Here is a 25,621-nt window from a genome sequence, read left to right as displayed (position 1 = left end):
AGGAACTGCCCGTGTCCACCAAGCTCACGACCGCCGACCCACAGGCCGATCCCGCCACCTCGGGACTGCGCCGCAGCCTGAAGCGCTTCGACATCACGGCCATGGCCGTCGCCGCGGTGATCTCCTTCGACACCGTCGGCCAGATCGCCACCGGCGGCGGCGAGGCCGCCACCTGGACGGCGGCCATCGCCCTGTTCTTCCTCGTCCCCTACGCGCTGCTGTTCGCCGAGACCGGCGCCGCGTTCCCGCAGGAAGGCGGCCCGTACGTCTGGGTGAAGCTCGCCCTCGGCCGGCCGGCGGCCGCGCTCACCACCCTCTTCTACTGGGTCACCAACCCGATCTGGCTCGGCGGCTCCCTGGTCTTCCTCGCCGCCGAGACGTGGGACGGCTTCGTCTTCCACCTGGGCTCGGGCACCGTCGGCGACTACACGTTCAAGCTGCTCTTCGTGTGGATCGCCATCCTCACCGCGATCGTCTCGCTCAGCCGGGGCAAATGGATCACGACGGCCGGCGCGATCGTGAAGGTCCTCTCCCTGATCCTCTTCACCGTCACCGCGGTCCTCTACGGAGCCGAACACGGCTTCCAGGGCCTGTCCGACGCCCGCTTCACACCGACGACGGCGGGCTTCCTCGGACTCGTCCCCATCCTCCTCTTCGCCTACGTCGGCTTCGAGGCGCCGAACGCCGCCGGTGAGGAGATGCACGATCCGCAGAAGGACGTACCCGCGGCCCTCGGCCGCTCCGCGACGATCGCCGCCGCCTGCTACCTGCTCCCCGTCGTCGCCCTCCTCGCGGTCGTGCCCGCCGACAAGGTCACCGGAATCGGCGGATTCATGGAGGGGGTCCGACTGGTCTTCGGCGTCTACGGCGGAGCGGCCGGCCCGCTGCTCACCCTCACCGCCGTCATGTTCGTCTTCGCCCTCCTCACGCAGGGCAGCGCCTGGATGATCGTCAGCGACCGCATGCAGGCCATGGCGGCGGCGGACGGCGGCTTCTTCGCCCGGAGCCTCGGCGCCTTCCACCCCCGGCTCGGCACACCGGTCCGCACCAACCTGCTGTCCGGCGTGGTGGCCACCGTCTTCATGCTCACCGCGATGCAGTTGGTCAAGGGCGACACGGGCGCCGTCTTCGGCGTCGTGCTCACGGTGGCGGTCACCACGCTGCTGCTGTCATACCTGGCGATCGTCCCCGCCCTGCTCCTCCTGCGCCGGCGCCGCCCGGAGGTCCACCGCCCCTACCGCGTCCCGTTCGGAGACCGCGGATTCGTCGTGTGCGCGGTCCTCGTCTACGCCTGGATCCTGGTCGGCTCCTGGTCCGCGCTGTTCCCCGGAGTCCTGGAGTCCGTCTTCGGCATCGACTACGACTTCCAGGACGTCTGGGGCGTCTCCCGCGCGACCTTCGAGACCTTCACCCTGGGCACGATCGTGGTGCTCTTGCTGGTCGGCGCGGCGGGCCTGACCGTGGCCCGCCGGGCGGTTACGGGGAAGCCGGGGGAAGACACGTACACATAGAGAGGCTGTTCAGCGCTTGGGCTGGCCGTAGGCGCGCTCCACATGAAGGGTGACGAGGACCCGCTTGTCGCGGACCATGGCACGCCGGAAGTCGTCCCAGTCCTCGTGCTCGCCGTTGCGATCGCGGTAGAGGGCGATCAGGGCCTCGACCGTCTCGTCGTACGGGTCCGCGGCGACCGGCGTCAGCTCGGCGGTGCCCTCGACGACGGTCCAGGCCCAGCGATCCTGGCTGGTGATGTGATAGCCGGCCCGGGGATCACGCCGGAGGTTCTTCGTCTTGGCCCGGTCGTCGGTGACGGAGACACGGATCGTCCGGGCGGCGGGGTCGTAGACGTGCCACACATTGGACAACTGCGGGCGGCCGTCACGTTTGAGAGTGACGAGGATGCCTTCCTTGATGTCGGCGGCGAGCTGGAGCAGTACGTCGTCGTGGTCGTGCGCCTGAGGCTCGGTCATGCCCAGCCCAACGCGTGGACGGCGCGGGGGATTCCCCTCGGTGCGCGTCGGGCTCGGGGAGTATTCGATGGCGGCCCCCGCCTCCCGGCTGACAGCCTGTGGCCATGAGCCCCGAGTCCGACGGCCTGTCCGGCATTTCCTGGCTGGGTGATCCGGTCGACGCGCGTGCCCTGTTCGGTCCGGAACTCCGTTCGCTGCTCGGCACGTTGCGTGGTCTGACGGTCTCCGACTGGAGCAGGACGGCCGCCGGGTGCTGGACGGTGCACGACGTCGCCGCGCACCTCCTCGGTGACTACTACGGCCGCCTGGGCCACGATGTCCGGAACGGCTTCGCCGACGGCGAGACGGTCGAGGCGTTCGTCCACCGTACGAACCAGGAATGGGTCGAGCTGCACGCGGACGACAACCCTGCCTCGCTCATCGACGCCCTCGCGACGGCGGGCGCCCGGCTGGCCCGGCACTTCGAGACAGCCGATCTGAACGCGGCTGCCCTGGGTGTGTCATGGGCAGGCGTCGAGCCCGCGCCGGCCTGGCTCGACATCGCCCGGGAGTTCACCGAGCACTGGACCCACCGCCAGCAGATCCGCCACGCCGTCGCCCGCGCCACCGACCCGGAGCCCCGTGCCTTCACCATGGTCCTCGACACCTTCCTGCGGGCCCTGCCCCACACACTCCGGCACACGTGTGCACCGGTCGGGACACAGGTCCAGGTGATCGCCGAGGGTCCTGCGGGCGGTACGTGGACGGCGACGGCCACGGCGGACCGGTGGTCCCTGGCCGAAGCACCGAACGGCCGACCGGCCGCAGCCGTGGTGCTGGACACGGAAACCCTCTGGCGTCTGTGCACACGGAACGTCCATCCCGCGGATGCCGTCTCCCGCGCCCGAGTGCGCGGAGACCGCCAACTCGCCGTAGCCGCATGCCAGATCGTGTCCGTCATCTACTGAAGGGGTTGCCCCCACCGACCTGCGCCCCGACCTCCGCGCCGATGCCCGGTCTAGGCTGACCCGATGGGGGACGAACTGCGCGAGCGGTGGGGAAGACAGCCGGTGTGGGTGCGATGCGCGCTCGCCATGTACGTGATCGGGTTTCTCGTGGGGACACGCACCCATGTCGTCGACGTGGCCCGGGACGGCGTGCACGCGTACGCGATGTTCCCTCAGCTCCCGTTGCGGGTGTTCTTCGTCGGCCTGGTGGTCCTCGATCCGCTGGTCGTCGTGCTGGTGGCACTGGTGCGGCGAGACGGACTCCGGCTGGCGGCCGCCGTGATGCTGCTGGACATGTGCGGTAACTGGTGGGGCAACTGGCACTGGTCGCGCGATGACCCGTCGAAGCTGCTGGTGCTCCTGCCCCTCACACTCTTCGGGGTGTTCGTTCTCGCCTCCGTGGTGCCCCTGCATCGTTCCTTGGGAACTCTCAGGCCGCCGAGCGTTCGGCGAGCGGGCGGCGGCGCAAGGTGGTCTCGGTGAGCGGGCGCGCGGGGAACGAGACCGTGGGGTTGTACAGGTTCGTCCCGGGCGGCACGATGCCGTCGATCCGGTCGAGGGTCGCGTCGTCCAGGGTGAGCGCGGCGCCCTTGAGGAGGTCCTCCAACTGCCGCATCGTCCGCGGTCCGATGATCGCCGAGGTGACGGCGGGGTGGGTCACCGTGAAGGCCACGGCGAGCTGCGGGAGGGTGCAGCCGATGCTCGTCGCGAGTTCGACGAGCTGCTCGACGGCGTCGAGCTTGGCCGCGTTCCCGGCGATCGTGGGGTCGAAGAACGCCGGCCGGATCGCGGCACGGCCTGCTTCCAGGTCGACGGGCCGGTCCTTGCGGTGCTTGCCGGTGAGGAACCCGAAAGCGAGCGGGCTCCAGGTCAGCACCCCCATTCCGTAGCGCTCGCAGACGGGCAGCACCGAGGCTTCGATGCCGCGCGCCAGAATCGAGTACGGCGGCTGGTCGGTGCGGAAGCGTCCGAGGCGGCGCCGCTCGGAGACGTGGTGTGCCTCGACGATCTCCTCGGCCCGGTAGTTCGAGCAGCCGAAGGTGCGGATCTTTCCCTGGCGCACCAGATCGGTGAGTACCGAGAGCGTCTCCTCGATGTCGGTGCGGTGGTCGGGGAGATGGACCTGGTAGAGGTCGATCCAGTCGGTGTTCAGCCGTCTGAGGCTGTCCTCGACCGCGGTGAGGATCCAACGCCGCGAGTTTCCGCCGCGGTTGCGGCCCTCACCCATGGGGAAGTGGACTTTGGTGGCGAGGACGATGTCGTCACGGCGTCCCCGCAGCGCCTTTCCCACGATCTCCTCGGTTTCGCCCTGCCCGTACATGTCCGCGGTGTCGACGAAGTTGACGCCCTGGTCGAGGGCGGCGTGGATGATGCGGGCGCAGTCGTCGTGATCGGGATTGCCGGCGGCCTGGAACATCATGGTGCCGAGGCAGTGGACGCTGACCTCGATACCGGTTCTGCCGAGAGTGCGATAGCGCATGGTGATGCTCCCTACTGGTTCGACTTGCCGGTTCGATCTGCTGGGTCAACTCCGCACGTGGAGCGGCAGATCGGCCGGTCGCAGGACGGACCCTAGGATCTAGACCCGGCTCTAGATCAACCCCGTTACCCTGACCGGCATGGCTGAGATCACCACACGTCTGAGCATCGGCGAGGTCGCTGAACGCACGGGCTTGAGCGTGCACACGTTGCGCTTCTACGAGCGTGAGGGCCTCTTCGTGAACCCCGTACGACGCGGCGCCGGCGGCCGCCGCGTCTACAGCGAGGACGACGTCGACTGGATGACCGTCTGCATCATCCTCCGCGCCTCCGGCATGCCCCTGCCCACGCTCAGCCGGTACGCGGAACTGGTGGGGGAGGGGCCCGGCAACGAGGAGGAGCGACTCGCGCTCATGCGCGAGCACCAGGCACACGTCACCGCCCAGATCGGCAGGCTCACCGAGTCCCTGGACCTGATCCGGTACAAGGTCGGGGTGTACGAGGACCTCGTCGACCAGGACGACGCGGCGCGCCGTCAGTGTCACACCCCGTCCCCCTCGGCCGCCCACCAGGAATGACAGCAGAGCCGCCGCACGGGGTCCGGGCGCAGCGGCTCCGCGATCATCCTGCGTGTGCCGTCGAGTCGGGCGCAGGGGCTTCTCGGATGCGGTTGCGCTCCGCGGCTGATCGCCTCGCTCTCGGGACATCGCGCGCCCCGGTGAGCTTCAGTTCCTCAGACGTCGAGGCCGCCCCGCTTGACCAACTGGCTCGCGATCAGATTCCGTTGGATCTCGTTCGTCCCCTCGCCGACGATCATCAGCGGGGCGTCCCGGAAGTAGCGCTCCACGTCGAACTCGGTGGAGTAGCCGTAACCCCCGTGGATCCGCACGGCGTTGAGAGCGATCTGCATCGCCGTCTCCGAGGCGAACAGCTTCGCCATCCCGGCCTCCATGTCCACGCGGCGTCCCGCGTCGTACTCACGGGCGGCGTGCAGTGTCAGCTGGCGGGCGGCCATGAGTGAAGTGGCCATGTCGGCCAGGTAGTTGCCGATCGACTGATGCTTCCAGATCGGCGTGCCGAACGACTCGCGCTCCTGCGCGTAGGCGAGGGAGTCCTCCAGTGCGGCACGTCCGACGCCCAGGGCGCGCGAGGCCACCTGGAGGCGGCCGGTCTCCAGGCCCTTCATCATCTGCGCGAAGCCCTTGCCCTCCACGCCGCCGAGGACGGCGTCGGCCCGGGCCCGGTGGTCCTCGAACGACAGCTCGCAGCTCTCGACACCCTTGTAACCCAGCTTGGGCAGGTCGCGGGAGACGGTGAGGCCCGGACCGTGTTCGACCAGCAGGATCGAGATGCCCCGGTGCGCCGGGCTCGCGTCCGGGTCCGTCTTGCACAGCAGCGCGATCAGTTGAGAGCGGCGGGAGTTGGTGATCCAGGTCTTCGACCCGTTCACGAGGTAGCCGTCGGCGTCCTTGCGCGCCACGGTCCGCATCGCCTGGAGGTCGGAGCCGCCGCCCGGCTCGGTCAGCGCCATCGTGGCACGGACCTCACCGGTGGCCATCCGGGGCAGGTAGTGGCTCCTCTGCTCCTCCGTGCCGAACATCAGAAGCAGCTTGGCGACGACCGTGTGGCCGCCCATCGCACCGGCCAGGCTCATCCAGCCACGCGCCAGTTCCTCGGTGACCATGACGTAGCACGGCATGGAGACGGGGGAGCCGCCGTACTCCTCGGGGACGGCGAGACCGAAGATGCCGAGCCCCTTCATCTGCTCGATCAGGGCTTCGGGGTAGGTGTTGGCGTGTTCGAGCTTCTGGACGACCGGCTTCACCTCCTTGTTCACGAAGTCGTGCACGGTCTTCACGACGAACCGTTCGTCGGGCGACAGGGCGTCCAGGCTGCTCACGGGCTCCTCCTCGTTCGTTGACCGGTGGTGAGGACATGTGTGTGCGGGCTCGGGTGCAGGTGTCATCAGGCGTCATCCGGTGTCAGCGGGTGTCGGTGTGTGTCAGACGACGCCGTCCGCCCTCAGGCGCGCGATCTCGGCGGGCGTACGGCCCTGGGCGGCCAGGATGTGCTCGGTGTGTGCGCCGAGCGCGGGCACCGGTCCCATGCGTGCGTCGAGGCCGGCCAGGTCCGCCGGTGGGCGCAGGGCCCGGATCATGCCGCCAGGAGTGACGACGTCCGCCCAGCGTTCCCGCCCCGCGAGAACCGGGTGGTCGACGAACTCGGCGACGTCATTGACGCCCGCGTTGGCGACGCCCGCCTCGTCCAGGGCCTTCGCGATGTCGTCGCCGGTGGAGCGGGCGAACCGTGCGTCGATGATCGCGTTGAGTTCCTCGCGGTGGGCCACCCGGTCCGGACCCGTGGCGAACCGGGGATCGGTGGTCAACTCCGGCTGCTCCAGGAAGCGTTCGCACAGGGCGGCCCACTCGCGCTCGTTCTGGATGGAGAACAGCACCTGCCTGCCGTCGCCCGCGGTGTAGGCGCCGTACGGGGCGATGGTGGCGTGCTGCGTACCGATGCGCGGCGGCTGCGTGCCCCCGTACCGGGTGTAGTAGGCGGGCTGGCTCATCCACTCCGCGAGCGCCTCGAAGAGAGACACCTCCACGGACCGTGCGACACCCGTGGTGGCCCGAGTGAACAGCGCCGTCAGGATGCCGGTATAGGCGTACATACCTGCGGCGATGTCGGCGACCGACACCCCGACGCGGGCGGTGCCGTCCGGTGTGCCGGTGAGCGAGACGAGTCCCGTCTGGCACTGCACCAACAGGTCGTACGCCTTGCGGTCGGCCCACGGACCGGAGGTGCCCCAGCCCGAGACCGTGCAGGCGATCAGCGAAGGGTGGCGCTCGGCCAGGGTCCGAGCGTCGAGACCGAGCCGGGCGGCCGCGCCGGGGCCGAGGTTCTGGACGAAGACGTCCGCGCCGGACAGGAGTTCGTCGAGGATCTCCCGCCCCTCGGGGGACTTGATGTCCAGGGTCAGCGACTCCTTTGAACGGTTGAGCCACACGAAATAGCTGGACTCCCCGTTGACCGTCGTGTCGTAGCGCCGGGCGAAGTCGCCGCCGTCCGGGCGCTCGATCTTGATCACCCGGGCCCCCAGGTCGGCCAGCTGGCGTGTGGCGAACGGCGCCGCCACGGCCTGCTCGATGCTGACCACGGTGATCCCGGCGAGCGGCAACGCGGCGGCACGATCGGTCGATTCGGTCATACGGTGGCCTCCAGGTCGGTGGGCCGGACAGGTGGGCCGGGCGGGTGGGTCGGCAGCCCCTGGACGAGCTACCCACCCGCCGCGCATACGTGCCTGCGTGCCCGCCGGAGACTCGGCCGCCAAGGTCGACGGCCGACCGGCCCGTATCCGAACGGGCCCGGCGCGTAGGGGATTTGGTGGCGCCGGCCAGCACGTGACCCTGGTTCGCGGCCCGGCCACTACCATCTGCCCGGTGAGCCGGGCCGAGGCGGACCGACGCGCCGGGCAGGCCCGGAACGAGCCGAGGAAGGGTGAACCGTGACCGAGGAATTCGCGCTGCTCGGAGTGCCGTCCTGCGCGGGGACGCACGGGCCGGGCCAGGAAAAGGCCCCGGCGGCCCTGCGCTCCGCCGGCCTCGTGGACCGGCTGCGGGCGGCCGGGGTGAAGGTGACCGACCACGGCGACCTGCCCGCGGTGCCGTTCACGACCGATCCCGCTCACCGCGACCGGCAGAACCTCCCGAAGGTGGTCGAGGTGGCCCGCGCCGTGGCCGACCGGGTCGGAGCCATCCTCGACTCCGGCGCGATCCCGCTGGTGGTCGGCGGCGACTGCACCATCACGCTCGGCGTGCTCGCCGCGCACATCGCCCGCCGGCCCGACACGGGACTCCTCTACTTCGACGGTGACCTGGACCTCTCGGTGCCCGGGACCAGCCGGTCCGGGATCCTCGACACGATGGTGCTGTCCCACCTGCTGGGCGACGGCGCCCCGGAGCTGCGGGACATCGGGCCACGCACCCCGCTGATGCCGGTCTCCGCCGTCGCCGCGTTCGGCTACGAGCCGGCGGAGCTGAGCCCGTCCGGGCGGGAACGCCTTGCGTCGTACGGGCTGCGGGCCAGGTCCTGCACCGAGATCACCGCGCCGGGCACCGACCCGGTCGCCGAGGCGCGCGCGTTCTGGCGCGAACTCGCCTCCGGCCACGAGCGGTTCGTCCTGCACTTCGACGTCGACGTCATCGACTCGGTGGACTTTCCGCTGGCCGACTTCCCGCACTTCAACGAGGGACTGCCGGTCGGGACCGCGTTCGACTGCCTCGCCGAGTTCGGCTCCGCGCCGCCGCTGGCGACCCTGGTGGTCACCGAGGTCAACCCCCACCGTGACCCCGCCGGAACGATGGTGGACGCGCTGGTCGAGGCCCTGGTACGGGCGCTCGGTTCACGTCCCGCGTGACACCGGGGCCCGCCGGCGGCGGACGCGGCACCGGACGTTCGGGGTCGCGCCCCTCACACCACGCCGCCCCTCACGCCACACCGCCCCACCCTCACACCACGCCGCCCTCCTCGCCGGTCAGCGTGGCGCGGAGGCGTTGTCGATGACCGTGTTCAGGAGGGAGCGCGAGCGCCGCAGGTCCTCGATCATCCGGTCGATGCGGTCCCGCTCGACCGTCAGCTCGGCCACGAGGAACGCGTCGGCCGTCTCCGCCGGACCGCCGTCGCTGTCCCGCATGCACGGCAGCAGCTTCACGATCTTCGCGCTGCACAGGCCCGCGGCGTAGAGCTCCTGGATCCGCCGCACCCGGGCCACCGCCGCGTCGTCGTACTCCCGGTGGCCGCCCGGGGTGCGTTGGGCCGAGAGCAGACCCTCCTGCTCGTAATAGCGCAACGAGCGCTCGCTGACGCCCGTGTGCCGGGCCAGCTCACCGATCCGCATGACGCACATCACACCCTGTCGGCTTGATTCTCACATTGATGTCAAGTTCTACGGTACCCGCATGACATCCGAGACGACGCCCCTTTCCCCGCTCCTGGCCCCCGCCCGGCTCGCCGGCCACGACCTCGCGAACCGTCTGGTGATCGCCCCGATGACCCGCAATCGCGCCGACAGCGACGGCACGCCCACCGCGCTGATGGCCGAGTACTACGCCCAGCGCGCCACCGCCGGAGCGATCATCGCCGAGGCGTCCACCCCGAACGAGGTGGGTCGGACCTACCCGAACATCACCGCCCTGCACACCGACGCCCACACCGCCGGCTGGCGCCGCGTCACCCGGGCGGTCCGGGACGCGGGCGGCGGGCCGATGTTCCTGCAGATCCAGCACGGCGGGCGCGTCGGCCACCCCGCCACCAGCGGCCGCACCCCGATCGCCCCCTCACCGATCCCGCTGCCCGAGCCGATCCACACGCCCTCCGGTCGCCAGGCGGCGGTCACCCCGCGCGAGATGACGTCCGACGACATCCGGCGGACGATCGCGGACTTCGCGGCCACCGCCCGCCGCGCCGTCGACGCGGGCTTCGCGGGGGTCGAGGTCCACAGCGCCAACGGCTATCTGCTCCACCAGTTCCTCGCCACCGACTCCAACCGGCGCACCGACGGCTACGGCGGCAGCGTCGCGGGCCGCATCCGTTTCACGACCGAGGTCGTCGACGCCGTCGCCACCGCGATCGGCGCGCACCGCACCGGCCTGCGCATCTCGCCCGGACACACCGTCAACGGCATCACCGACACCGATCCCGACGAGCTGTACCCGGCCCTGTTGAGGGCCAACGCGGAGAAGGGGCTGGCGTATCTGCACCTCGCGTTCGCCGACCCCGCGCAGCCGCTGTTCGCCCGGCTGCGCACGCTGTGGACCGGCACCCTGATCGCCAACCCGGTCCTGCCCGCCGACCGGATCCCCGCCGACGGAGGCCGCGCCGCCGCCGAACGGCTCCTGGGGTCCGGCGCCGACCTCATCGCCCTCGGCCGCCCCTTCCTCGCCAACCCCGACCTCGTACACCGCATTCGAACGGGCGCCCCGGTCAACGCCGTACGCGCCAAGTACGCGATGTACACCGGAGGCCCCACCGGCTATACCGACTACCCGCGCCTGCTGACACCCAGCTGACTCGGCCGGGGCTCGGTCCGTTCCGTGGGGCGAAGGACCGGCCGAGCGGCGCGCAAACATTCATCGCCCGCGATCATCGGATCGAGTTAATGTCACCCGGTTCTCCTGGAACCGTGCCGTCAGGGGCACTTACCGTTCACGTGCATTCCGGATCAACCGGCCGTAACTCCCCTTTGAGCGACGGCATTTACCGCTGATTCTCCGCACCTCTGAACTTGGAGCGCTTCCCGTTGACTGTTGACTCGATCCCGGAGGCCCGGCAGGAGCCGCCCCGACAATCCAGTCTGGGCACGGCGGCTGCCCGCAACCTCTCCACCACGACCAAGTCGGCCCCGCAGATGCAGGAGATCACCTCCCGCTGGCTGCTGCGGATGCTGCCCTGGGTGGAGACCACGGGCGGTACCTACCGGGTGAACCGCCGCCTGACCTACACGGTCGGCGACGGAAGCGTGGAGTTCGTCCAGGACGGCTCCCGCGTGCGCGTCATCCCGCGCGAACTCGGTGAACTGGCGCTGCTGCGGGGCTTCGACGACGTGGACGTGCTGACCGCGCTCGCCGAGCGGTGCGTGCAGCGCGACTTCCGGGTCGGCGAGACGCTGGTCGAGCGCGGGACATCGGCGGACCGGCTCCACCTGATCGCCCACGGGCGCATCAGCCAGCTCGCCGCCGGAGAGTTCGGCGACGAGGTCCCGCTCGACGTCCTCGCCGACGGCGACCGTTTCGGGGACGAAGCCCTGCTGGACGAGGATGCCCGGTGGGAGACGTCGGCGGTCGCCGAGACCTCCGGCACCCTGCTCACCCTGTCCCGCGCCGACTTCGCCGCCATCCTGGCCACCGCGCCGAACCTGCGGGACCACGTGGACGAGTTCCGGTCGCGGTCGGGCCGGCGCCAGAACCATCGCGGCGAGGCGGAGATCGCCATGTCGGCGGGCCACCGTGGCGAGCACGAGCTGCCCGGCGCCTTCGTCGACTACGAGGAGAAACCGCGCGAGTACGAACTCTCGGTCGCCCAGACCATCCTGCGCGTCAACACCCGGGTCGCCGACCTCTACAACGTGCCGATGAACCAGACGAAGGAACAACTCCGGCTCACCATCGAGGCGTTGCGCGAGCGCCAGGAACACGAACTGGTCAACAACCGCGAGTTCGGCCTGCTGCACAACGCCGACTTCAAGCAGCGCATCCAGACGCACGCGGGACCGCCGACGCCGGACGACCTCGACTCACTGCTCACCCGCAGGCGCGGTTCGAAGTTCTACCTCGCCCACCCCCGCACCATCGCGGCGATCGGCCGCGAGTTCAACGCGCGCGGGCTCTACCCGGAGAACATGGACCTCGACGGCCATCAGGTCATGAGCTGGCGCGGGGTCCCCATCCTGCCCTGCGACAAGATCCCCATCACCAAGGAACGCACCAGCTCGATCCTCATCATGCGTACCGGTGTGGAGGAGCAGGGCGTCATCGGGCTGCGGCAGACCGGGCTGCCCGACGAGTACGAGCCGGGACTCTCGGTCCGGTTCATGGGCGTCGACGAGAAGGCCATCACCTCGTACCTCGTCAGCACCTACTACTCGGCGGCGATCCTCGTGCCGGACGCGGTCGGCGTCCTGGAGAACGTGCAGATCTCCCGCTGGCCCAGGTAGCGGCAGCGGCAGTCCGTACAGGGAACGCCCGGTGCCCCGACACGCAAGGAGCCCTCAAGGAGTCATGGATGCCCCCGCCTGAGCAGACACCTCCGCAATCGAGCCTGCCGGAAGCGGTCTCCCGCTACGGAGCGCAGGCCCTGGCCGACGCCGCCGCCCGCGCGCGTGACATCAGCGCCGCGTTCGGCGGTACGGCTCCCTCCGGCGTCACGGCCGTCGAAGTACCGCTGCCCGAGGTCGACTTGGCGCGCATCCTGAGCGGCCCCAGCGGCATCGGCACGGCGGGCCTGCGCCTGAGTCTCCCGGACGAGGCACCTGCGGCGACGCCGCCCGCCGAGACGGGCACGCCGATCCCCGGCCTCTACTACCACCCGATCCCCGAGCCCGACCCCGTACGCGTCGACGAGGTCAGCCGCAGGATCAAGTCCTGGGCGCTGGACGAGGTCTCCCTCTACCCCGACGACTGGGCCGAGGAGTTCGACGGCTTCTCCGTGGGCAGTTACATGGTCGGCTGCCACCCCGACGCCCCCACGATCGACCACCTGATGATCGCGACCCGGCTGATGGTGGCCGAGAACGCCGTGGACGACTGCTACTGCGAGGACCACGGCGGCTCGCCCGTCGGACTCGGCGAGCGCCTGCTCCTCGCCCACACCGCGCTGGATCCCCTTTACACGACGGGGGAGTACCAGGCGGACTGGGCGAAGTCCCTGCACGCGGACGCTCCACGGCGCGCCTACCGCTCCGCCATGGAGTACTTCGTCCAGCAGGGCAGCGACTCGCAGGCCGACCGCTACCGGCACGACATGGCCCGGCTGCACCTCGGCTACCTCGCCGAGGCCGCCTGGGCCCAGGAGGACCGCGTACCGGAGGTGTGGGAGTACCTGGCGATGCGCCAGTTCAACAACTTCCGCCCCTGCCCCACCATCACCGACACCGTCGGCGGCTACGAACTGCCCGCGGACCTGCACGCCCGACCGGCCATGCAGAAGGTCATCGCCCTCGCCGGGAACGCGACGACCATCGTCAACGACCTGTACTCGTACACCAAGGAACTCGACGCTCCGGGGCGGCACTTGAACCTGCCGGTCGTGATCGCGGAACGGGAAGACCTCTCCGACCGGGACGCCTATCTGAAGTCGGTCGAGGTCCACAACGACCTCATGCACGACTTCGAGACCGCGGCCGCGGCCCTGGCCGCCGAGCTGCCCCTGCCGAGCGTCCAGCGCTTCCTGCGCGGCGTCGCCGCGTGGGTCGACGGAAACCACCACTGGCACCAGAACAACACCTACCGCTACAGCCTGCCCGACTTCTGGTAAGAGATTGGACCCATCTGTGCTCAGCACCGAACTCACCGTCCCCTCCAACGGCCGCTCGCTGCACATCCCCAACCCGGCCACGCCCTACCAGGGGGACATCGCCCGCTACTGGGACGGCGAAGCCCGTCCCGTGAACCTGCGGCTCGGTGACGTCGACGGTCTCTACCACCACCACTACGGCATCGGAGAAGTCGACCACGCGGCCCTCGGTACCGACGGCGACGAACAGAAACTCATCGCCGAGCTCCACCGCCTGGAGTCGGCCCAGGCCGACGTCCTCCTGAAGCACCTCGGCGACATCGGGCCCGACGACACCCTGATGGACGCCGGCTGCGGCCGCGGCGGCTCGATGGTGATGGCCAACCAGCGCTTCGGCGCGTCGGTCGAGGGCGTCACCCTGTCGGCCAAGCAGGCCGACTTCGCGAACGGGCGCGCCGCCGAACTCGGCATCCAGGACCGGGTGCGGGCCCGCGTGTGCAACATGCTCGCCACCCCGTTCACCACCGGGCAGATGGCGGCCTCGTGGAACAACGAGTCGAGCATGTACGTCGATCTGCACGACCTCTTCGCGGAGCACTCCCGCGTACTGAAGGTCGGCGGCCGCTACGTCACCATCACCGGCTGCTGGAACCCGCGCTACGGCCAGCCCTCCAAGTGGGTCTCCCAGATCAACGCCCACTTCGAGTGCAACATCCACTCGCGCCGTGAGTACCTGCGCGCCATGGCCGACAACCGCCTCGTCCCGCAGGCCGTCATCGACCTCACCCCCGACACGCTGCCCTACTGGAAGCTGCGCGCCACCTCGTCGCTGGTGACCGGGATCGAGGAGGCGTTCATCAAGTCCTACGAGGACGGCTCCTTCCAGTACGTCCTGATCGCGGCCGACCGCGTCTGACCCGACCGCCCGCACACCGAGAGGGCCCGGACGAACCGTTCGGGCCCTCTTCGTGATGCCGTGGATCACGCCGGCTGCCAGATCCGGGACAGCGCTGTCGGGGTGAGGAGGTGCTCCGGCGGGCCCTGAGCGACCAGCCGTCCGTCGCTGAGGAGCAGGCAGGTGTCCGCCGAGCGGGCGGCGGTCAGGTCGTGCGTGGCCTGGACGACGGTCGTGCCGTCGGCGACCAGCTCCGTCAGCAGTGCGGTGATCCGTTCCCTGGCCTCGGGGTCGAGCCCGGTGGTCGGCTCGTCCAGGAGCAGCAGGTCGGACTCCTGGGCCAGTCCCTGGGCGATGAGGACGCGCTGACGCTGACCGCCGGACAACTCGCCGAGCTGGCGGGCGCCGAGCCCGGCGACGCCCAGCCGCTCCATGGCGGAGTCGACCACGCGCCGGTCGTACGAGGTCGGCCGCCGCCACAGTCCGCGCTCGCCCCAGCGGCCCATCTCCACCGTCTGCCGTGCCGTCAGGGGGAGTGCGTCCCCGACGGCGCCGCGCTGCGGGACGAAAGCGGGCGGGCGGCCCTCCGCGTACCGGAGCTGCCCGGATGTGGCCCGGATCACCCCGGCGAGAACGCCGAGCAGCGTGGACTTCCCGCTCCCGTTCGGTCCGACGAGTGCCGTCATCGCCAAATCCGGTATGTACGCGCCGAGTTGATGCAGTACCGGACGGCCGGGATAGCCCGCGTCCAGGGCGCTGAATCGGACGCGCCACGTCCTCGGCTCGTTGTCGGGCGACGCTCGGGGGTCTTTGTTGAACATGATTGTCATTGTAGTGTCCTCGCATGGAGTGGTTGACGGCCCCCTTCGAGGCGGCCTTTGTGCAGCGGGCCCTGTGGGCCGGGATCCTGGTGTCGGTGATCTGCGCCCTCGCGGGCACGTGGGTGGTGCTCCGGGGAATGGCCTTCCTCGGCGACGCCATGTCCCACGGACTGCTGCCGGGCGTCGCGGTCGCCGCGCTGCTCGGGGGCAATCCGCTGGTGGGGGCGGTGGTCAGCGCGGCCGTCATGACGGCCGGAGTCACCGCACTCGGCCGCACGCCCCGGCTGTCCCAGGACACCGGTATCGGCCTGCTCTTCGTCGGCATGCTGTCCCTCGGCGTCATCATCGTGTCGCGCTCGCAGTCCTTCGCGGTGGACCTCACCGGGTTCCTCTTCGGTGACGTCCTCGCCGTGCGCGAGAGCGATCTGATCCTTCTCGCGGGGGCGCTGCTCCTGGCGCTGACCGTCTCGACGCTCGGTCACCGCGCCTTCCTGGCCCTGGCGTTCGACGAGCGCAAGGCGACGACGCTCGGCCTGCGTCCCCGGGCGGCCCACGCCGTGCTGCTCGCGCTGCTGGCCCTGGCCATCGTCGCCTCCTTCCACATCGTCGGCACCCTGCTCGTCCTCGGCCTGCTCATCGCCCCGCCGGCCGCGGCCCTGCCCTGGGCGCGCCGCGTGAGCGGAGTCATGGCCCTGGCCGCACTCCTCGGTGCGACCGCCACCTTCGGCGGCCTGCTCCTCTCCTGGCACCTCGGTACCGCGGCCGGCGCGACCGTCTCGGCCCTCGCGGTCAGCCTCTTCTTCCTGTCCCACCTGGCGTCCGGAGCCCGGCAGCGCCGCCGCACGCTCCACCCCGAACTCGGTTCCCCCGCAGCCGAGTTCACCGCGCACGCCCCCACGACCCGACCGAACGAAACCTGAGGCGATCTCCTTGCTCGTCCGAATACACGTCACATCCATGGCTCCGGCGCTGCTCGCCGCGGTCCTGCTGACCGCGGGCTGCGCGGGCCGGGACGACGCCAAGTCCGCCTCCGAGAGCCCTGGTTCGACGTCCGCCACCCGGCACGGCTACGTCGAGGGCGCCACCGAGGCGGCCGAGCAGCAGTCCCGGCTCCTCCTCGGCGACCCCGGCACCGGTGGCACCCGGGTGCTGGACCTGAGCACCGGTAACGTCCACGAGACGGCACGAAAGACAGGTCTCACCGGCCTCACCACGGACGGCCGCTTCGGCTACTTCCACGGAGCGGACGGCGTCCAGGTCCTGGACAGCGGCGCGTGGACGGTCGACCACGGAGACCACGTGCACTATTACCGCGCGAAGATCAGGGACGTCGGCACGCTTTCCGGTGGGGACGGCGGCGACGACACGAACATCCGCGGTGACGCGGGCGTCACGGTGGCCACGGACGCCGACGGCAGAGCGGCCGTCCACCCTCGTGCCGACCTGGAGAAGGGCGCGCTCGGCACCCCCGCCCGGCTCCCGGGAACGTACGAGGGGGCGGTCGTGCCCTACGCGGAACACCTGATCGCCCTCACGCGCGACGGCGACGGCCCCGCGAAGGTCGTCGTGCTCGACCGGTCCGGCAAGCGCGTCGCCGCTCCGGAGTCCGCGTGCGAGGAGCCCCGCGGTGACGCGGTCACCCGGAGGGGAGTCGTCCTCGGCTGCGCCGACGGCGCCCTGCTCGTCCACGAGGAGGACGGCACGTTCACCGCCGACAGGATCCCGTACGGCGAGGACGTGCCGAAGGCGGAGCGGGCCACCGAGTTCCGGCAGCGGCCCGGCGGCAGCACGCTCACGGCACCCGCGGGGAAGGAGGCGGTATGGGTCCTGGACGTGACCGAGCGGGCCTGGACCCGGATGGAGACCGGTCCCGTCGTGGCCGCCAACACCGCCGGTGAGGGATCTCCGCTGGTCGTGCTGGAGAGCGACGGAGCCCTGCACGGCTACGACATCGCGACCGGTGAGGAGACCGCGGTCACCGAGCCCCTGCTGAAGGACGTATCAACAGCCTGCTCCAGCAACGCCGTTGACCCGGTCGTCGAGATCGACCGCAGCCGCGCCTACCTCAACGACCCGGCGGGCAAGCGCGTGTACGAGATCGACTACAACGACGGACTCCGCGTCGCCCGCACCTTCGACCTGGACGTCCGGCCGTCCCTGATGGTGGAGACGGGCCGATGAGCGTACGGGTACGGACCGCGCGGCTGCGCGCCCTGCTGCTGACCCTGGTCACCTTCTTCGTCGTGGCCGCCACGGCGACCGGCTGCGCGGGCGGCGACGAGCGGCCCCGGGTCGTGGTGACGACCAACATCCTCGGTGACATCACCCGCGAGATCGTCGGCGACGAGGCGGACGTCAGCGTGCTGATGAAGCCGGGCGCCGACCCGCACTCCTTCGGTCTTTCGGCCGTACAGGCGGCCGAGTTGGAGAACGCCGACCTGATCGTCCACAACGGGCTCGGCCTTGAGGAGAACGTCCTGCGGCACGTGGCGGCCGCCCGCGCGTCGGGTGTCGCCACCTTCGCGGCGGCCGAGGCGGCGGACCCGCTCACCTTCCACGCAGGCGCCGACGGGGCCAAAGAACCCGACCCGCACTTCTGGACCGACCCCGACCGGGTGCGCACGGCGGCCGGCCTGATCGCCGACCAGGTCGTCGAGCACGTCGAGGGCGTGCGCGAGAAGGCCGTTCGGGACAACGCCCGACGCTACGACGGACAACTCGCCGACCTCACCACCTGGATGGAGAAGACCTTCGCCGCGATCCCCGAGGACCGGCGCGCCCTGGTGACCAACCATCACGTCTTCGGCTACCTCGCCGACCGCTTCGGCTTCCGCGTGATCGGCGCCGTCATCCCCAGCGGCACCACACTCGCCTCGCCCAGCTCCTCCGACCTGCGCTCCCTCACCCGGGCCATGGAGCGGGCCGGGGTGCGCACCGTCTTCGCCGACTCCTCCCGGCCGACCCGGCTGGCCGAGGTCCTGCGCCAGGAGATGGGCGGCGACGTGGACGTCGTCCCCCTGTACACCGAGTCGCTGACCGGCAAGGGCGAGGGCGCCGCCACCTACCTGGACATGATGCGCGCCAACACCACGGCCATGGCCGACGGTCTCGTCGGCGACTGAACGAACCCGTCCCGCGGGCCGGCGCACCGGACGCCGGCCGTTCCACCACACAACCCCGTGCCCCCAGGGCCGGAGAGGAAAGACACGCGATGAACAACAGGTCGACACGCGCCAGAACGCTGACGGGCACGGCACTCGCCCTGGCGGCATCGATGGCGCTGACCGCCTGCGGCGGGAACGACGACGCCGCGTCCGAAGCCGAACCGACGCAGACGACCCGCGGCAAGGCCACCGCGGTCGAGAACCCGCTGGTCGCCTCCTACGACGGCGGACTGTACGTCCTCGACGGCGACACCCTGAAGCTCGCGAAGACGGTTGAACTGGCCGGCTTCAACCGGGTCAACCCGGCGGGCGACGAGGACCATGTCGTCGTCTCCACCGACACCGGCTTCCGCGTGTTCGACGCGACCCGGCAGACGTTCACGGACGCCGAGTTCAAGGGCGCGAAGCCCGGGCACGTCGTGCGGCACGCCGGCCGGACGACCCTGTTCACCGACGGCACGGGCGAGGTGAACGTCTTCGACCCCGCGGACCTGGCCGGCGGGAAGCAGCCCGAGAGCCGGGACCACACCTCCGCCGAGCCGCACCACGGCGTCGCCATCGAACTCGCCGACGGCCGGCTCGTCACCACCCTCGGCACCGAGGAGACGCGCACCGGCGCCCTCGTCCTGGACAAGAAGGGCACGGAGATCGCCCGCGCGGAGAACTGCCCCGGCGTGCACGGCGAGGCGGCCGCCGAGGGCGAGGTGGTCGGTCTCGGCTGCGAGGACGGCGTCCTGCTCTACAAGAACGGCGCGTTCACCAAGGTCGACGCCCCCGACGACTACGCCCGCACCGGCAACCAGGCGGGCAGCGACGCCTCCCCGGTCCTCCTCGGCGACTACAAGACCGACGCCGACGCGGAACTGGAACGGCCGACCCGCATAGCGCTGATCGACACCCGAACGGCGAAGATGAAGCTGGTCGACCTCGGCACCAGCTACTCCTTCCGCTCGCTCGCCCGCGGCCCGCACGGCGAAGCCCTCGTGCTCGGCACCGACGGCATGCTCCACGTCATCGACCCGGAGACCGGAAAGACGGAGAAGGAGATCGACGCGGTCGGCGACTGGACGGAACCCCTGGACTGGCAGCAGCCCCGGCCCACCCTCTTCGTCCGTGACCACACGGCGTACGTCTCCGAGCCCGGCAAACGCCAACTGCACGCGTTCGACCTGGACTCGGGGAAGAAGCTGACGTCCGTGACGCTGCCGAAGGCCACTAACGAACTGTCCGGGACGGTCGCCGGACACTGACCGCTTCCTCCTGGGACATGCCTGAGGAACGCCCGCCGGTCCGGCGGGCGTTCCGTGCTGTCCGGGGGAAGGGGGGGGACGGGGGGAGGAGGGCGGATGATCAGCCGAGCAGCTCGCCCAGCCGCGCCGCCGTCGCCGCCACGGTCCGGCCCAGCTCCTCGACGCCGGCCCGCTCGAAGACCGAGACGCCGATGCTGGTCGTGGGGTCGCCGCGGTGGGTCGGGACGGCCGCCGACACGCCGATGACGGCCGGGATCACCTCGCCCTCGGTGACCGCGAATCCCTGGGTCCGGGCCTCGGTGACCTCCGGGCGCTCGCCGTCGCGCGGCGGGCCGACGGCCAGCAGCGCGAGACCGGCCGAGCCCTGCTCGATCGAGTGCGTCTGGCCGGGCCTGAACGACACGTGCACCCGCGCCCCGCGCGGCTCGACCACCATCAGCGCCCGCATGTCACCGGCGCCCTCGCGGACCATGAGGTGGACGGTGGCGCGGGTCGCCTCGGCGAGTTCGTCGAGCAGTGGCCGGGCGAGCGTGCGCAGATCCTGCTCCACCGGCTCGGCGAGGGTCACCAGGCCCGTGCCCAGCACGATCCGCCGGTGATGGTCCCTGCGGCACAGCTGGTGCGCCTCCAAGGTCCGCACCAGGCGGTGCGCGACCGTCCGGTGCACCCCGATGCGCTCGGCGATGTCCGCCACGGTCAGACCCCCCGGGTGCTCCGAGAGGAGCCGCAGGATCAGCAGCCCGTGATGGAGGGTCTTCGACATCCCCTGGTCGAGGACGATCCCGGGCGGAGTCCAGGGCTCACCTGTGTGGTTCACGCATTCATCCCTTGACGGTATTCGGCCAACCTGCATACGCTCACGTTATTCGCACTGCTGGTGCGATTATCGCACAGGGCGCAGTGCCCAGACAACCTCCCCGCCCAGGCCGCTCGGGACAGCGGCCCACCGGGGAAGGCCGAGCCGAAGGGACGCCGCATGGAACCGCGCGCACCCGCCGAATCCTCCGCACCGGACAGCGCCGAGCCGGACAGCGCCGACCTCGCGCGCATCCACCAGCTCTACAACCGGCAGAGCCACCTCATCGACGGCGGACGGGCCGCCGCGTGGGCCGCGACCTTCACCGCGGACGCCACCTTCGACTCCCCGAGCTACCCCGCCCCCGTCACCGGCACCGCCGCCCTCACCGCGTTCGCCGAACGGTTCACGGCCACCGCCGAGGCCGACGGCGTGGTCCGGCGGCACGTCGTCACCAACCTGGTCGCGGAGACCGAAGGACCGGACGCCCTGCGCGTACTCGGCTACCTCCAGATCGTCGCCACACCGCGCGGCGGAGAGCCCCGCACCGAACGGCTGACCACGCTCACCGACCGCGTGGTCCGCGACGGCGGCACCTGGCGGATCGCCGCCCGCCGGATCCGCCGCGACGACACCGGCGCCACCGACGGCACCGACGAAACCCCGGCCCCCGGCGGCGGCTCCTGACCCCGCCCGCCCACGGCCCCGTACTTCAACGACGAAGGAACCCCTCATGAGCAGCGCCAGCACGCCCTCCGCCACCCCCGCCGCAGCGGACGACCACCGCACCGGGCCCGGCCGGGTCGACCCCCGCCGCCCCACCGCGCACTACCCCGAACTGGCGGGCACGGCCGCCGTGGTGACCGGCGCCGCGCGCGGCATGGGCGCCGTCTTCAGTGAGGGCCTCGTCTTGCGCGGAGTCGACGTGATCGCCGCCGACATCGACCTCGACGCCATGAAGCGCACCGCCGAGGAGATCAACGCCGACACCGCCACGCTGCCCGAGGGCGGCCGGCGCGGCCGGGTCGTGCCCGCCGCCGTCGACGTCACCGACGCGGCCGGACACGAGGAACTGGCCGCCCTCGCGGAAGCCGAGTTCGGCCGCCTGGACCACTGGGTCAACAACGCGGGCATCTTCCCGCACGCCTTCGCCCAGGACATCTCGCCCGAGCAGATCGACGCCGTGCTGCGCGTCAACGTCCAGGGCGTGCTGTTCGGTTCGCAGAGCGCCTCCCGGCATCTGCGGCCCGGCGGCGCCATCGTCAACATGTCGTCCGTCTCCGCCGTCCGGGTCCGCAAGGGCCGCGCCGCCTACTGCGCCTCCAAGGCCTCCGTCGCGCACCTCACCGAGTCGCTCGCCGTCGAGTTCGGCGACCTCGGACTGCGCGTCAACTCCATCGCGCCCGGCTACATCGACACCGAGATGACCCGCTGGGTGCAGGAGGACCCCGCCGCCCTCAAGCACGCCCTGGAAAGCGTGCCCCTCCACCGCATCGGCTCCCCGCAGGAAGTCCTCGGCGTGCTGCTCTTCCTGCTCTCCGACAGCGCCCGCTACGTCACCGGGCACAGCATCGCCGTGGACGGCGGCTCCCGTCATGTCTGAGCCGGCCACCACCCCGTACGCGGAGCCGGTGCGCTACCCGTCCACGGTCCTGATCACCGGGGCCGCGGGCGGCATGGGCGCCGAGCACGCCCGCGCGCTGGCCCGCCGCGGCAGCCACGTACACCTCGCCGACGTGGCCGACTGTGCGCCCGTCGTCCGGCAGATCACCGAGGAGGGCGGCCGTGCCACCGCCCACCGTCTGGACGTCACGGACTCCGCCGCCTGGCGCACCGTCACCGACGCCGTGCGCAGCGCCGACGGCCGGCTGGACGGGCTGGTCAACAACGCGGGCATCTCCCGGCGGCTGCTCTTCATGGACACCACCGAAGAGGTCTGGGACCGCGTCGTCGGCATCAACCTCACCGGCGCGTTCCACGGCATGCAGGCCGTCGCGCCGCTCATGCGGGACTCCGGCGGCGGCGCGATCGTCAACATCTCCTCCATCTCCGGGCAGATCGGCTACTTCTCGCCGTCCTACTCCGCGAGCAAGTGGGGCCTGACCGGCCTGTCGAAGTCCGCCGCCGGAGAGCTGGCCGCCTGGGGCGTCCGCGTCAACTCCCTGCACCCCGGCCTCGTCGACACCGGACTGCTCGCCGGATCCGACGCATTCGTCGACTCCGCCCGGCGCAGCATCCCCGCCGGCCGCCTCGCCACGCCCGCCGAGATCACCGACGCCGTGCTGTTCCTGCTGAGCGACCGCAGCGCCTACATGACCGGCGCCGAGGTCACCCTCGACGGCGGCCTGGTCTCCAACGGCCTCTACCACCGCATCGTCGCCGACGCCGAAGGAGCCCTGTGATGACCGACCTCGACGACCTCGACGTCATCGTGGTGGGCGGCGGCGGCGCCGGACTCGCCGCCGCCGTGAGCGCCGCCGAACAGGGTTCGAGCGTCCTCGTGTTCGATTCCGAGAAGGAACTCGGCGGCTCCACCCAGCTGTCCGCAGGACTCATCACCGCCGCTGGCACCAGCGTGCAGCGCGCCCTCGGTATAGAGGACACCGCCGAGCGCCACTTCCAGCACTACATGGACCTCAACCAGTGGCAGCTCAACCCCGGCCTCGTGCACGCCTTCTGCGCCGCGGCGGGGCCGATGCTGGAGTGGATGATCGGCCTCGGCCTCGACGTGCCCGCCGCCCTCTCCTCCGACGCCCACACCCCGGGCCTGTCCCGGGCCGGTGTCGAGGATGTCTGGCGCGGACACGTCCCGCGCGACCAGGGCTACGGCCTCGTCCAGGTCCTCGACAAGGCCCGCAAGAGCCACGGTGTCGAGGTCGTCCTCAACACCCGCGTCGAGCGCCTCCTTCACGAGGACGGCCGCGTCGCCGGCGTCGAGGCCGACGGCATCGAGGTGCGGGCCCGCGCCGTCGTCGTCGCCAGCGGCGGCTTCGCCCAGAACCCCGAACTGCTGCGCCGCCACTACCCCGAGGCGCTCGACGCGGGCGACTCCCTGTTCGTCGTCGCCGCCCCCGGCAGCCGCGGCGACCATCTCGCCTTCGCCGAGCAGACCGGCGGCGCGGTGACCGGCGACGGCTGGGGCCTGATGCTCCCCACCGCCTACTTCCAGCGCCACCACCACTGGCAGGCCGGATTCCCGCCCGTCTCCCGGATCAACGTCAACACCACGGGCCGCCGCTTCATGGACGAGGACGCCTCCTACGCCGTCTCGGGCGGCGCCATCCTCGCCCAGGACGGCCCCGTCTGGACGGTGTTCGACGAGAAGGCACGGCTCGGCCTGCCCACCGGCTACGCCGACTGGACCCCCGACGGAGTCGCCGCCGAAGCGGCCGCGGGCCGTCTGGCCATCGCCGGGGACCTGCCGGCGCTGGCCGCCGCCATCGGCGTACCCGCCGACGCCCTCACCGCCACCGTCGCCCGCTGGAACGCGGGACTGCCCGCCACCGGCACGGACCCCGAGTTCCGGCGCGAGCAGACCCTCGCCGCGAAGGGCGCGGACCAGCGCCCCGACCCCGTCGCGACCGCCCCCTACTACGCGGCCCGCGTCCTGCCCGCCGAACTGGTCTGCACCCACGCCGGCCTGGAGATCGACCCGCAAACCGCCGTGCTCGACCGCACCGGCACCCCCATACCCGGACTGTTCGCCGCCGGTGAGGCCGGCGGCGGCGTCCTCGGCATGCGCTACGTCGGCGGCGGCAACGCCGTCGCCAACGCACTCACCATGGGCCGCATCGCAGGCGTCAACGCGTCCCGGACCGCCTAGCCCCTCTATCGGATCTCCGCCCTCATCCCCTTGGAGCCGTCATGGCGAACCTCAACGTCGAGGCCAGCGACCCCGGCACGAGAACCATCCGCAAGGTCACGCTCCGGATCTTCCCGATCGTCGGCCTGCTCTACGTCTTCAACTACATGGACAGGTCCAACATCAGCTATGCCGAACTCGGCATGCGGGACGACCTGGGCATCACCACCGCCACCTTCGGCGCCGTCGCCTCCGTCTTCTTCCTGGCGTACGTCGTGCTGGAGATCCCCAGCAACATGATGCTGAAGAAGGTCGGAGCGCGGCTCTGGCTCGCCCGCATCGCCATCAGCTGGGGTCTGGTCACCGTCGTCACGGGCTTCGTGGACAGCGTCACCCACCTGTACGTCGCCCGGATCGCGCTCGGCATCGCCGAGGCGGGACTCTTCCCCGGTCTGCTGCTGTACCTGACGTTCTGGTACCGCGGGAAGGAACGCGGACAGGCCATCGCCATGATGGCGCTCGCCCAGCCGATCGCGATGATCCTGGGCAGTATGACCGGCGGCTGGATCCTCGACCACGCCCACTGGCTCGACCTGAGCAGCTGGCGCTGGGTGTTCATCCTCCAGGGCGCGCCCGCCATCCTGATCGGCATCGTCACCTTCATCTGGCTGCCGGACAAGCCCGCCGACGCCCGCTTCCTGACCCCCGACGAGCGGACCTGGCTCCAGGCGGAGATCGACAAGGAGTACGTCGGCGAGAGCGCCGAGAAGGAGACCGTCCGCGGTCAGCTCAGCGCCCTGAAGAACCGCAAGGTCCTCTACATGGCCGCCGCCAACTTCTTCGCCGCCTGCGGTCTGTACGGTTTCACGTTCTTCCTGCCGAAGATCGTCCAGCAGCTCGACCCGTCGTACTCCTCCACGAGCATCGGTCTGCTCGGCGCCATCCCGTTCCTCGTCGGCGCCGTCGGCATGCTCATCGTCGCCCGCACCTCCGACCGCACCGGGGAGCGCCGTCTCCACGTCATCGGCCTGATGCTGCTGGCCGCCCTCGGGCTGTTCGGCACCATCGTCTTCCGGCACACCCCGGCGATGGCCCTGATCTGCCTGAGCATGGTCGCCGTCGGCGTCCTCGGCTACATGGCGCCCTACTGGGCGCTCGCCGCCCGCGTCCTGCCCCGCAAGGAGACCGCGGTCGGCCTCGCCGGGATCAACTCCATCGCGGCGCTGGGCGGTTTCGTCAGCCCGTACCTGATCGGCAAGAACGCCACCGCCGACGACGTCACCGTCGGCCTGTACTTCCCGATCGGCTGCCTCGTCGTGTGCGCCGTGATGCTCCCCTTCCTCAAGGTCCCCCGCGAGCGCGAGCCCGGCGCGGACACCGCGGCCCCGACGCCCGCCACGACCGCCGCCTGAAGCCCCGGGGCCGCCCCGCGCGCCCCGGGCATCCACCGAA

The 25,621-nt window shown here is 71.0% G+C and carries 25 protein-coding genes; 18 read left to right on the top strand and 7 right to left on the bottom strand.

The annotated features are described in order from the left end of the window. The first annotated feature begins 11 nt into the window (after window positions 1-11). Window positions 12-1,511: an APC family permease gene (locus tag ACFVDP_RS12665; protein WP_383487628.1), complete on the top strand. Its 1,500-nt coding sequence runs from the start codon at window positions 12-14 to the stop codon at window positions 1,509-1,511. 9 nt (window positions 1,512-1,520) lie between these two features. Here the strand turns inward: ACFVDP_RS12665 and ACFVDP_RS12660 are convergent, their stop codons facing one another. Next, window positions 1,521-1,967: a PPOX class F420-dependent oxidoreductase gene (locus ACFVDP_RS12660; RefSeq protein ID WP_383487625.1), complete on the bottom strand. Its 447-nt coding sequence runs from the start codon at window positions 1,965-1,967 to the stop codon at window positions 1,521-1,523. Window positions 1,968-2,071: 104 nt separating this feature from the next. Between ACFVDP_RS12660 and ACFVDP_RS12655 the strand changes: the two genes are divergently transcribed. After that, entirely contained in the window at window positions 2,072-2,914 is an 843-nt protein-coding gene (locus ACFVDP_RS12655) for a maleylpyruvate isomerase family mycothiol-dependent enzyme (RefSeq protein WP_383487622.1), read from the top strand. Window positions 2,915-2,977: 63 nt separating this feature from the next. Further along, entirely contained in the window at window positions 2,978-3,436 is a 459-nt protein-coding gene (locus ACFVDP_RS12650; protein ID WP_383487619.1) for a hypothetical protein, read from the top strand. On the opposite strand, the gene ACFVDP_RS12645 is transcribed toward ACFVDP_RS12650, so the two are convergent. Then, a complete protein-coding gene (locus ACFVDP_RS12645) occupies window positions 3,384-4,433 on the bottom strand; it encodes an aldo/keto reductase (RefSeq protein WP_383487617.1) in 1,050 nt (349 codons plus the stop codon). The two genes, ACFVDP_RS12650 and ACFVDP_RS12645, sit on opposite strands and share 53 nt — an antisense overlap. 139 nt (window positions 4,434-4,572) lie before the next feature. Here ACFVDP_RS12645 and ACFVDP_RS12640 point away from each other — a divergent pair, with 139 nt between their 5' ends. Further along, window positions 4,573-5,010, top strand: a complete 438-nt coding sequence (locus ACFVDP_RS12640) for a MerR family transcriptional regulator (RefSeq protein WP_383487614.1) — start codon at window positions 4,573-4,575, stop codon at window positions 5,008-5,010. 155 nt (window positions 5,011-5,165) lie between these two features. On the opposite strand, the gene ACFVDP_RS12635 is transcribed toward ACFVDP_RS12640, so the two are convergent. Together ACFVDP_RS12635 and ACFVDP_RS12630 are read right to left on the bottom strand one after the other, a co-directional pair. Further along, a complete protein-coding gene (locus tag ACFVDP_RS12635; protein ID WP_383487611.1) occupies window positions 5,166-6,332 on the bottom strand; it encodes an acyl-CoA dehydrogenase family protein in 1,167 nt (388 codons plus the stop codon). A gap of 102 nt (window positions 6,333-6,434) precedes the next feature. Beyond that, complete coding sequence (locus ACFVDP_RS12630; protein ID WP_383487609.1) at window positions 6,435-7,640, bottom strand: CaiB/BaiF CoA transferase family protein; 1,206 nt, start codon at window positions 7,638-7,640, stop codon at window positions 6,435-6,437. A 297-nt stretch (window positions 7,641-7,937) separates the two neighbouring features. On the opposite strand from ACFVDP_RS12630, the gene ACFVDP_RS12625 reads away from it, so the two are divergent. Next, window positions 7,938-8,849 carry an arginase family protein gene (locus ACFVDP_RS12625; RefSeq protein WP_383487606.1) on the top strand — a complete coding sequence of 304 codons (912 nt, stop codon included), beginning with the start codon at window positions 7,938-7,940 and terminating at the stop codon, window positions 8,847-8,849. Window positions 8,850-8,966: 117 nt separating this feature from the next. Here the strand turns inward: ACFVDP_RS12625 and ACFVDP_RS12620 are convergent, their stop codons facing one another. Further along, the gene (locus ACFVDP_RS12620) at window positions 8,967-9,329 is read right to left on the bottom strand and encodes a MerR family transcriptional regulator (RefSeq protein WP_383487603.1); all 363 of its coding nucleotides are present in this window, start codon (window positions 9,327-9,329) and stop codon (window positions 8,967-8,969) included. A 61-nt stretch (window positions 9,330-9,390) separates the two neighbouring features. On the opposite strand from ACFVDP_RS12620, the gene ACFVDP_RS12615 reads away from it, so the two are divergent. From ACFVDP_RS12615 to ACFVDP_RS12600, 4 genes are all read left to right on the top strand, one after another. Then, entirely contained in the window at window positions 9,391-10,500 is a 1,110-nt protein-coding gene (locus ACFVDP_RS12615; protein WP_383487601.1) for an alkene reductase, read from the top strand. 230 nt (window positions 10,501-10,730) lie between these two features. Then, window positions 10,731-12,143: a family 2B encapsulin nanocompartment shell protein gene (locus ACFVDP_RS12610; protein WP_383487598.1), complete on the top strand. Its 1,413-nt coding sequence runs from the start codon at window positions 10,731-10,733 to the stop codon at window positions 12,141-12,143. 68 nt (window positions 12,144-12,211) lie between these two features. Beyond that, window positions 12,212-13,462: a family 2 encapsulin nanocompartment cargo protein terpene cyclase gene (locus ACFVDP_RS12605; protein ID WP_383487595.1), complete on the top strand. Its 1,251-nt coding sequence runs from the start codon at window positions 12,212-12,214 to the stop codon at window positions 13,460-13,462. A gap of 16 nt (window positions 13,463-13,478) precedes the next feature. Further along, on the top strand, window positions 13,479-14,357 hold the full coding sequence (locus ACFVDP_RS12600; protein ID WP_383487592.1) for a geranyl diphosphate 2-C-methyltransferase: 879 nt from the start codon (window positions 13,479-13,481) through the stop codon (window positions 14,355-14,357). A gap of 65 nt (window positions 14,358-14,422) precedes the next feature. On the opposite strand, the gene aztA is transcribed toward ACFVDP_RS12600, so the two are convergent. Then, window positions 14,423-15,166 carry a zinc ABC transporter ATP-binding protein AztA gene (gene aztA, locus ACFVDP_RS12595; RefSeq protein WP_383487589.1) on the bottom strand — a complete coding sequence of 248 codons (744 nt, stop codon included), beginning with the start codon at window positions 15,164-15,166 and terminating at the stop codon, window positions 14,423-14,425. Between the two features lie 14 nt (window positions 15,167-15,180). Between aztA and aztB the strand changes: the two genes are divergently transcribed. The 4 genes from aztB to aztD all read left to right on the top strand — a co-directional run bounded on the left by aztB (window position 15,181) and on the right by aztD (window position 19,571). Then, the gene (gene aztB, locus ACFVDP_RS12590; protein WP_383487585.1) at window positions 15,181-16,077 is read left to right on the top strand and encodes a zinc ABC transporter permease AztB; all 897 of its coding nucleotides are present in this window, start codon (window positions 15,181-15,183) and stop codon (window positions 16,075-16,077) included. A 37-nt stretch (window positions 16,078-16,114) separates the two neighbouring features. After that, window positions 16,115-17,338, top strand: a complete 1,224-nt coding sequence (locus ACFVDP_RS12585; protein WP_383487582.1) for a hypothetical protein — start codon at window positions 16,115-16,117, stop codon at window positions 17,336-17,338. Continuing rightward, window positions 17,335-18,279, top strand: a complete 945-nt coding sequence (aztC, locus tag ACFVDP_RS12580; protein ID WP_383487579.1) for a zinc ABC transporter substrate-binding protein AztC — start codon at window positions 17,335-17,337, stop codon at window positions 18,277-18,279. Before ACFVDP_RS12585 ends, aztC begins: the two co-directional genes overlap by 4 nt. 89 nt (window positions 18,280-18,368) lie before the next feature. Further along, window positions 18,369-19,571, top strand: a complete 1,203-nt coding sequence (gene aztD, locus ACFVDP_RS12575; protein WP_383487576.1) for a zinc metallochaperone AztD — start codon at window positions 18,369-18,371, stop codon at window positions 19,569-19,571. Between the two features lie 100 nt (window positions 19,572-19,671). Here aztD and ACFVDP_RS12570 read toward each other — a convergent pair whose 3' ends face one another. Continuing rightward, window positions 19,672-20,334 (bottom strand): IclR family transcriptional regulator, encoded by a 663-nt coding sequence (locus tag ACFVDP_RS12570; protein ID WP_383488523.1) that lies wholly within the window; start codon window positions 20,332-20,334, stop codon window positions 19,672-19,674. Window positions 20,335-20,547: 213 nt separating this feature from the next. Between ACFVDP_RS12570 and ACFVDP_RS12565 the strand changes: the two genes are divergently transcribed. From ACFVDP_RS12565 to ACFVDP_RS12545, 5 genes are read left to right on the top strand one after another with little or no spacing between them, the layout of a single operon-like run. Continuing rightward, the gene (locus tag ACFVDP_RS12565; protein ID WP_383487573.1) at window positions 20,548-21,054 is read left to right on the top strand and encodes a nuclear transport factor 2 family protein; all 507 of its coding nucleotides are present in this window, start codon (window positions 20,548-20,550) and stop codon (window positions 21,052-21,054) included. 46 nt (window positions 21,055-21,100) lie between these two features. Then, on the top strand, window positions 21,101-21,970 hold the full coding sequence (locus tag ACFVDP_RS12560; RefSeq protein ID WP_383487570.1) for an SDR family NAD(P)-dependent oxidoreductase: 870 nt from the start codon (window positions 21,101-21,103) through the stop codon (window positions 21,968-21,970). Then, window positions 21,963-22,769 carry an SDR family NAD(P)-dependent oxidoreductase gene (locus ACFVDP_RS12555; protein ID WP_383487567.1) on the top strand — a complete coding sequence of 269 codons (807 nt, stop codon included), beginning with the start codon at window positions 21,963-21,965 and terminating at the stop codon, window positions 22,767-22,769. Before ACFVDP_RS12560 ends, ACFVDP_RS12555 begins: the two co-directional genes overlap by 8 nt. Beyond that, window positions 22,769-24,190: an FAD-dependent oxidoreductase gene (locus tag ACFVDP_RS12550; RefSeq protein ID WP_383487564.1), complete on the top strand. Its 1,422-nt coding sequence runs from the start codon at window positions 22,769-22,771 to the stop codon at window positions 24,188-24,190. Before ACFVDP_RS12555 ends, ACFVDP_RS12550 begins: the two co-directional genes overlap by 1 nt. A gap of 41 nt (window positions 24,191-24,231) precedes the next feature. Continuing rightward, complete coding sequence (locus ACFVDP_RS12545; protein WP_383487561.1) at window positions 24,232-25,581, top strand: MFS transporter; 1,350 nt, start codon at window positions 24,232-24,234, stop codon at window positions 25,579-25,581. The last annotated feature ends 40 nt before the right edge of the window (window positions 25,582-25,621 follow it).

It is taken from the genome of Streptomyces sp. NPDC057694, assembly GCF_042799415.1.
In the GTDB taxonomy this organism is placed as follows: Bacteria; Actinomycetota; Actinomycetes; order Streptomycetales; family Streptomycetaceae; genus Streptomyces.
Note: the sequence above shows the minus strand (reverse complement) of the source record. Positions and strands in the feature narration are given on the sequence as shown.

What these genes read in the sequence shown, in the direction of transcription:
- ACFVDP_RS12660 (WP_383487625.1), bottom strand. Translation starts at nt 1,967, where the DNA reads ATGACCGAGCCTCAGGCGCACGACCACGACGACGTACTGCTCCAGCTC.
- ACFVDP_RS12655 (WP_383487622.1), top strand. Translation starts at nt 2,072, where the DNA reads ATGAGCCCCGAGTCCGACGGCCTGTCCGGCATTTCCTGGCTGGGTGAT.
- ACFVDP_RS12650 (WP_383487619.1), top strand. Translation starts at nt 2,978, where the DNA reads ATGGGGGACGAACTGCGCGAGCGGTGGGGAAGACAGCCGGTGTGGGTG.
- ACFVDP_RS12645 (WP_383487617.1), bottom strand. Translation starts at nt 4,433, where the DNA reads ATGCGCTATCGCACTCTCGGCAGAACCGGTATCGAGGTCAGCGTCCAC.
- ACFVDP_RS12640 (WP_383487614.1), top strand. Translation starts at nt 4,573, where the DNA reads ATGGCTGAGATCACCACACGTCTGAGCATCGGCGAGGTCGCTGAACGC.
- ACFVDP_RS12630 (WP_383487609.1), bottom strand. Translation starts at nt 7,640, where the DNA reads ATGACCGAATCGACCGATCGTGCCGCCGCGTTGCCGCTCGCCGGGATC.
- ACFVDP_RS12620 (WP_383487603.1), bottom strand. Translation starts at nt 9,329, where the DNA reads ATGCGGATCGGTGAGCTGGCCCGGCACACGGGCGTCAGCGAGCGCTCG.
- ACFVDP_RS12615 (WP_383487601.1), top strand. Translation starts at nt 9,391, where the DNA reads ATGACATCCGAGACGACGCCCCTTTCCCCGCTCCTGGCCCCCGCCCGG.
- ACFVDP_RS12605 (WP_383487595.1), top strand. Translation starts at nt 12,212, where the DNA reads ATGCCCCCGCCTGAGCAGACACCTCCGCAATCGAGCCTGCCGGAAGCG.
- aztA (WP_383487589.1), bottom strand. Translation starts at nt 15,166, where the DNA reads ATGACAATCATGTTCAACAAAGACCCCCGAGCGTCGCCCGACAACGAG.
- aztB (WP_383487585.1), top strand. Translation starts at nt 15,181, where the DNA reads ATGGAGTGGTTGACGGCCCCCTTCGAGGCGGCCTTTGTGCAGCGGGCC.
- ACFVDP_RS12585 (WP_383487582.1), top strand. Translation starts at nt 16,115, where the DNA reads ATGGCTCCGGCGCTGCTCGCCGCGGTCCTGCTGACCGCGGGCTGCGCG.
- aztC (WP_383487579.1), top strand. Translation starts at nt 17,335, where the DNA reads ATGAGCGTACGGGTACGGACCGCGCGGCTGCGCGCCCTGCTGCTGACC.
- aztD (WP_383487576.1), top strand. Translation starts at nt 18,369, where the DNA reads ATGAACAACAGGTCGACACGCGCCAGAACGCTGACGGGCACGGCACTC.
- ACFVDP_RS12570 (WP_383488523.1), bottom strand. Translation starts at nt 20,334, where the DNA reads ATGTCGAAGACCCTCCATCACGGGCTGCTGATCCTGCGGCTCCTCTCG.
- ACFVDP_RS12565 (WP_383487573.1), top strand. Translation starts at nt 20,548, where the DNA reads ATGGAACCGCGCGCACCCGCCGAATCCTCCGCACCGGACAGCGCCGAG.
- ACFVDP_RS12560 (WP_383487570.1), top strand. Translation starts at nt 21,101, where the DNA reads ATGAGCAGCGCCAGCACGCCCTCCGCCACCCCCGCCGCAGCGGACGAC.
- ACFVDP_RS12555 (WP_383487567.1), top strand. Translation starts at nt 21,963, where the DNA reads ATGTCTGAGCCGGCCACCACCCCGTACGCGGAGCCGGTGCGCTACCCG.
- ACFVDP_RS12550 (WP_383487564.1), top strand. Translation starts at nt 22,769, where the DNA reads ATGACCGACCTCGACGACCTCGACGTCATCGTGGTGGGCGGCGGCGGC.
- ACFVDP_RS12545 (WP_383487561.1), top strand. Translation starts at nt 24,232, where the DNA reads ATGGCGAACCTCAACGTCGAGGCCAGCGACCCCGGCACGAGAACCATC.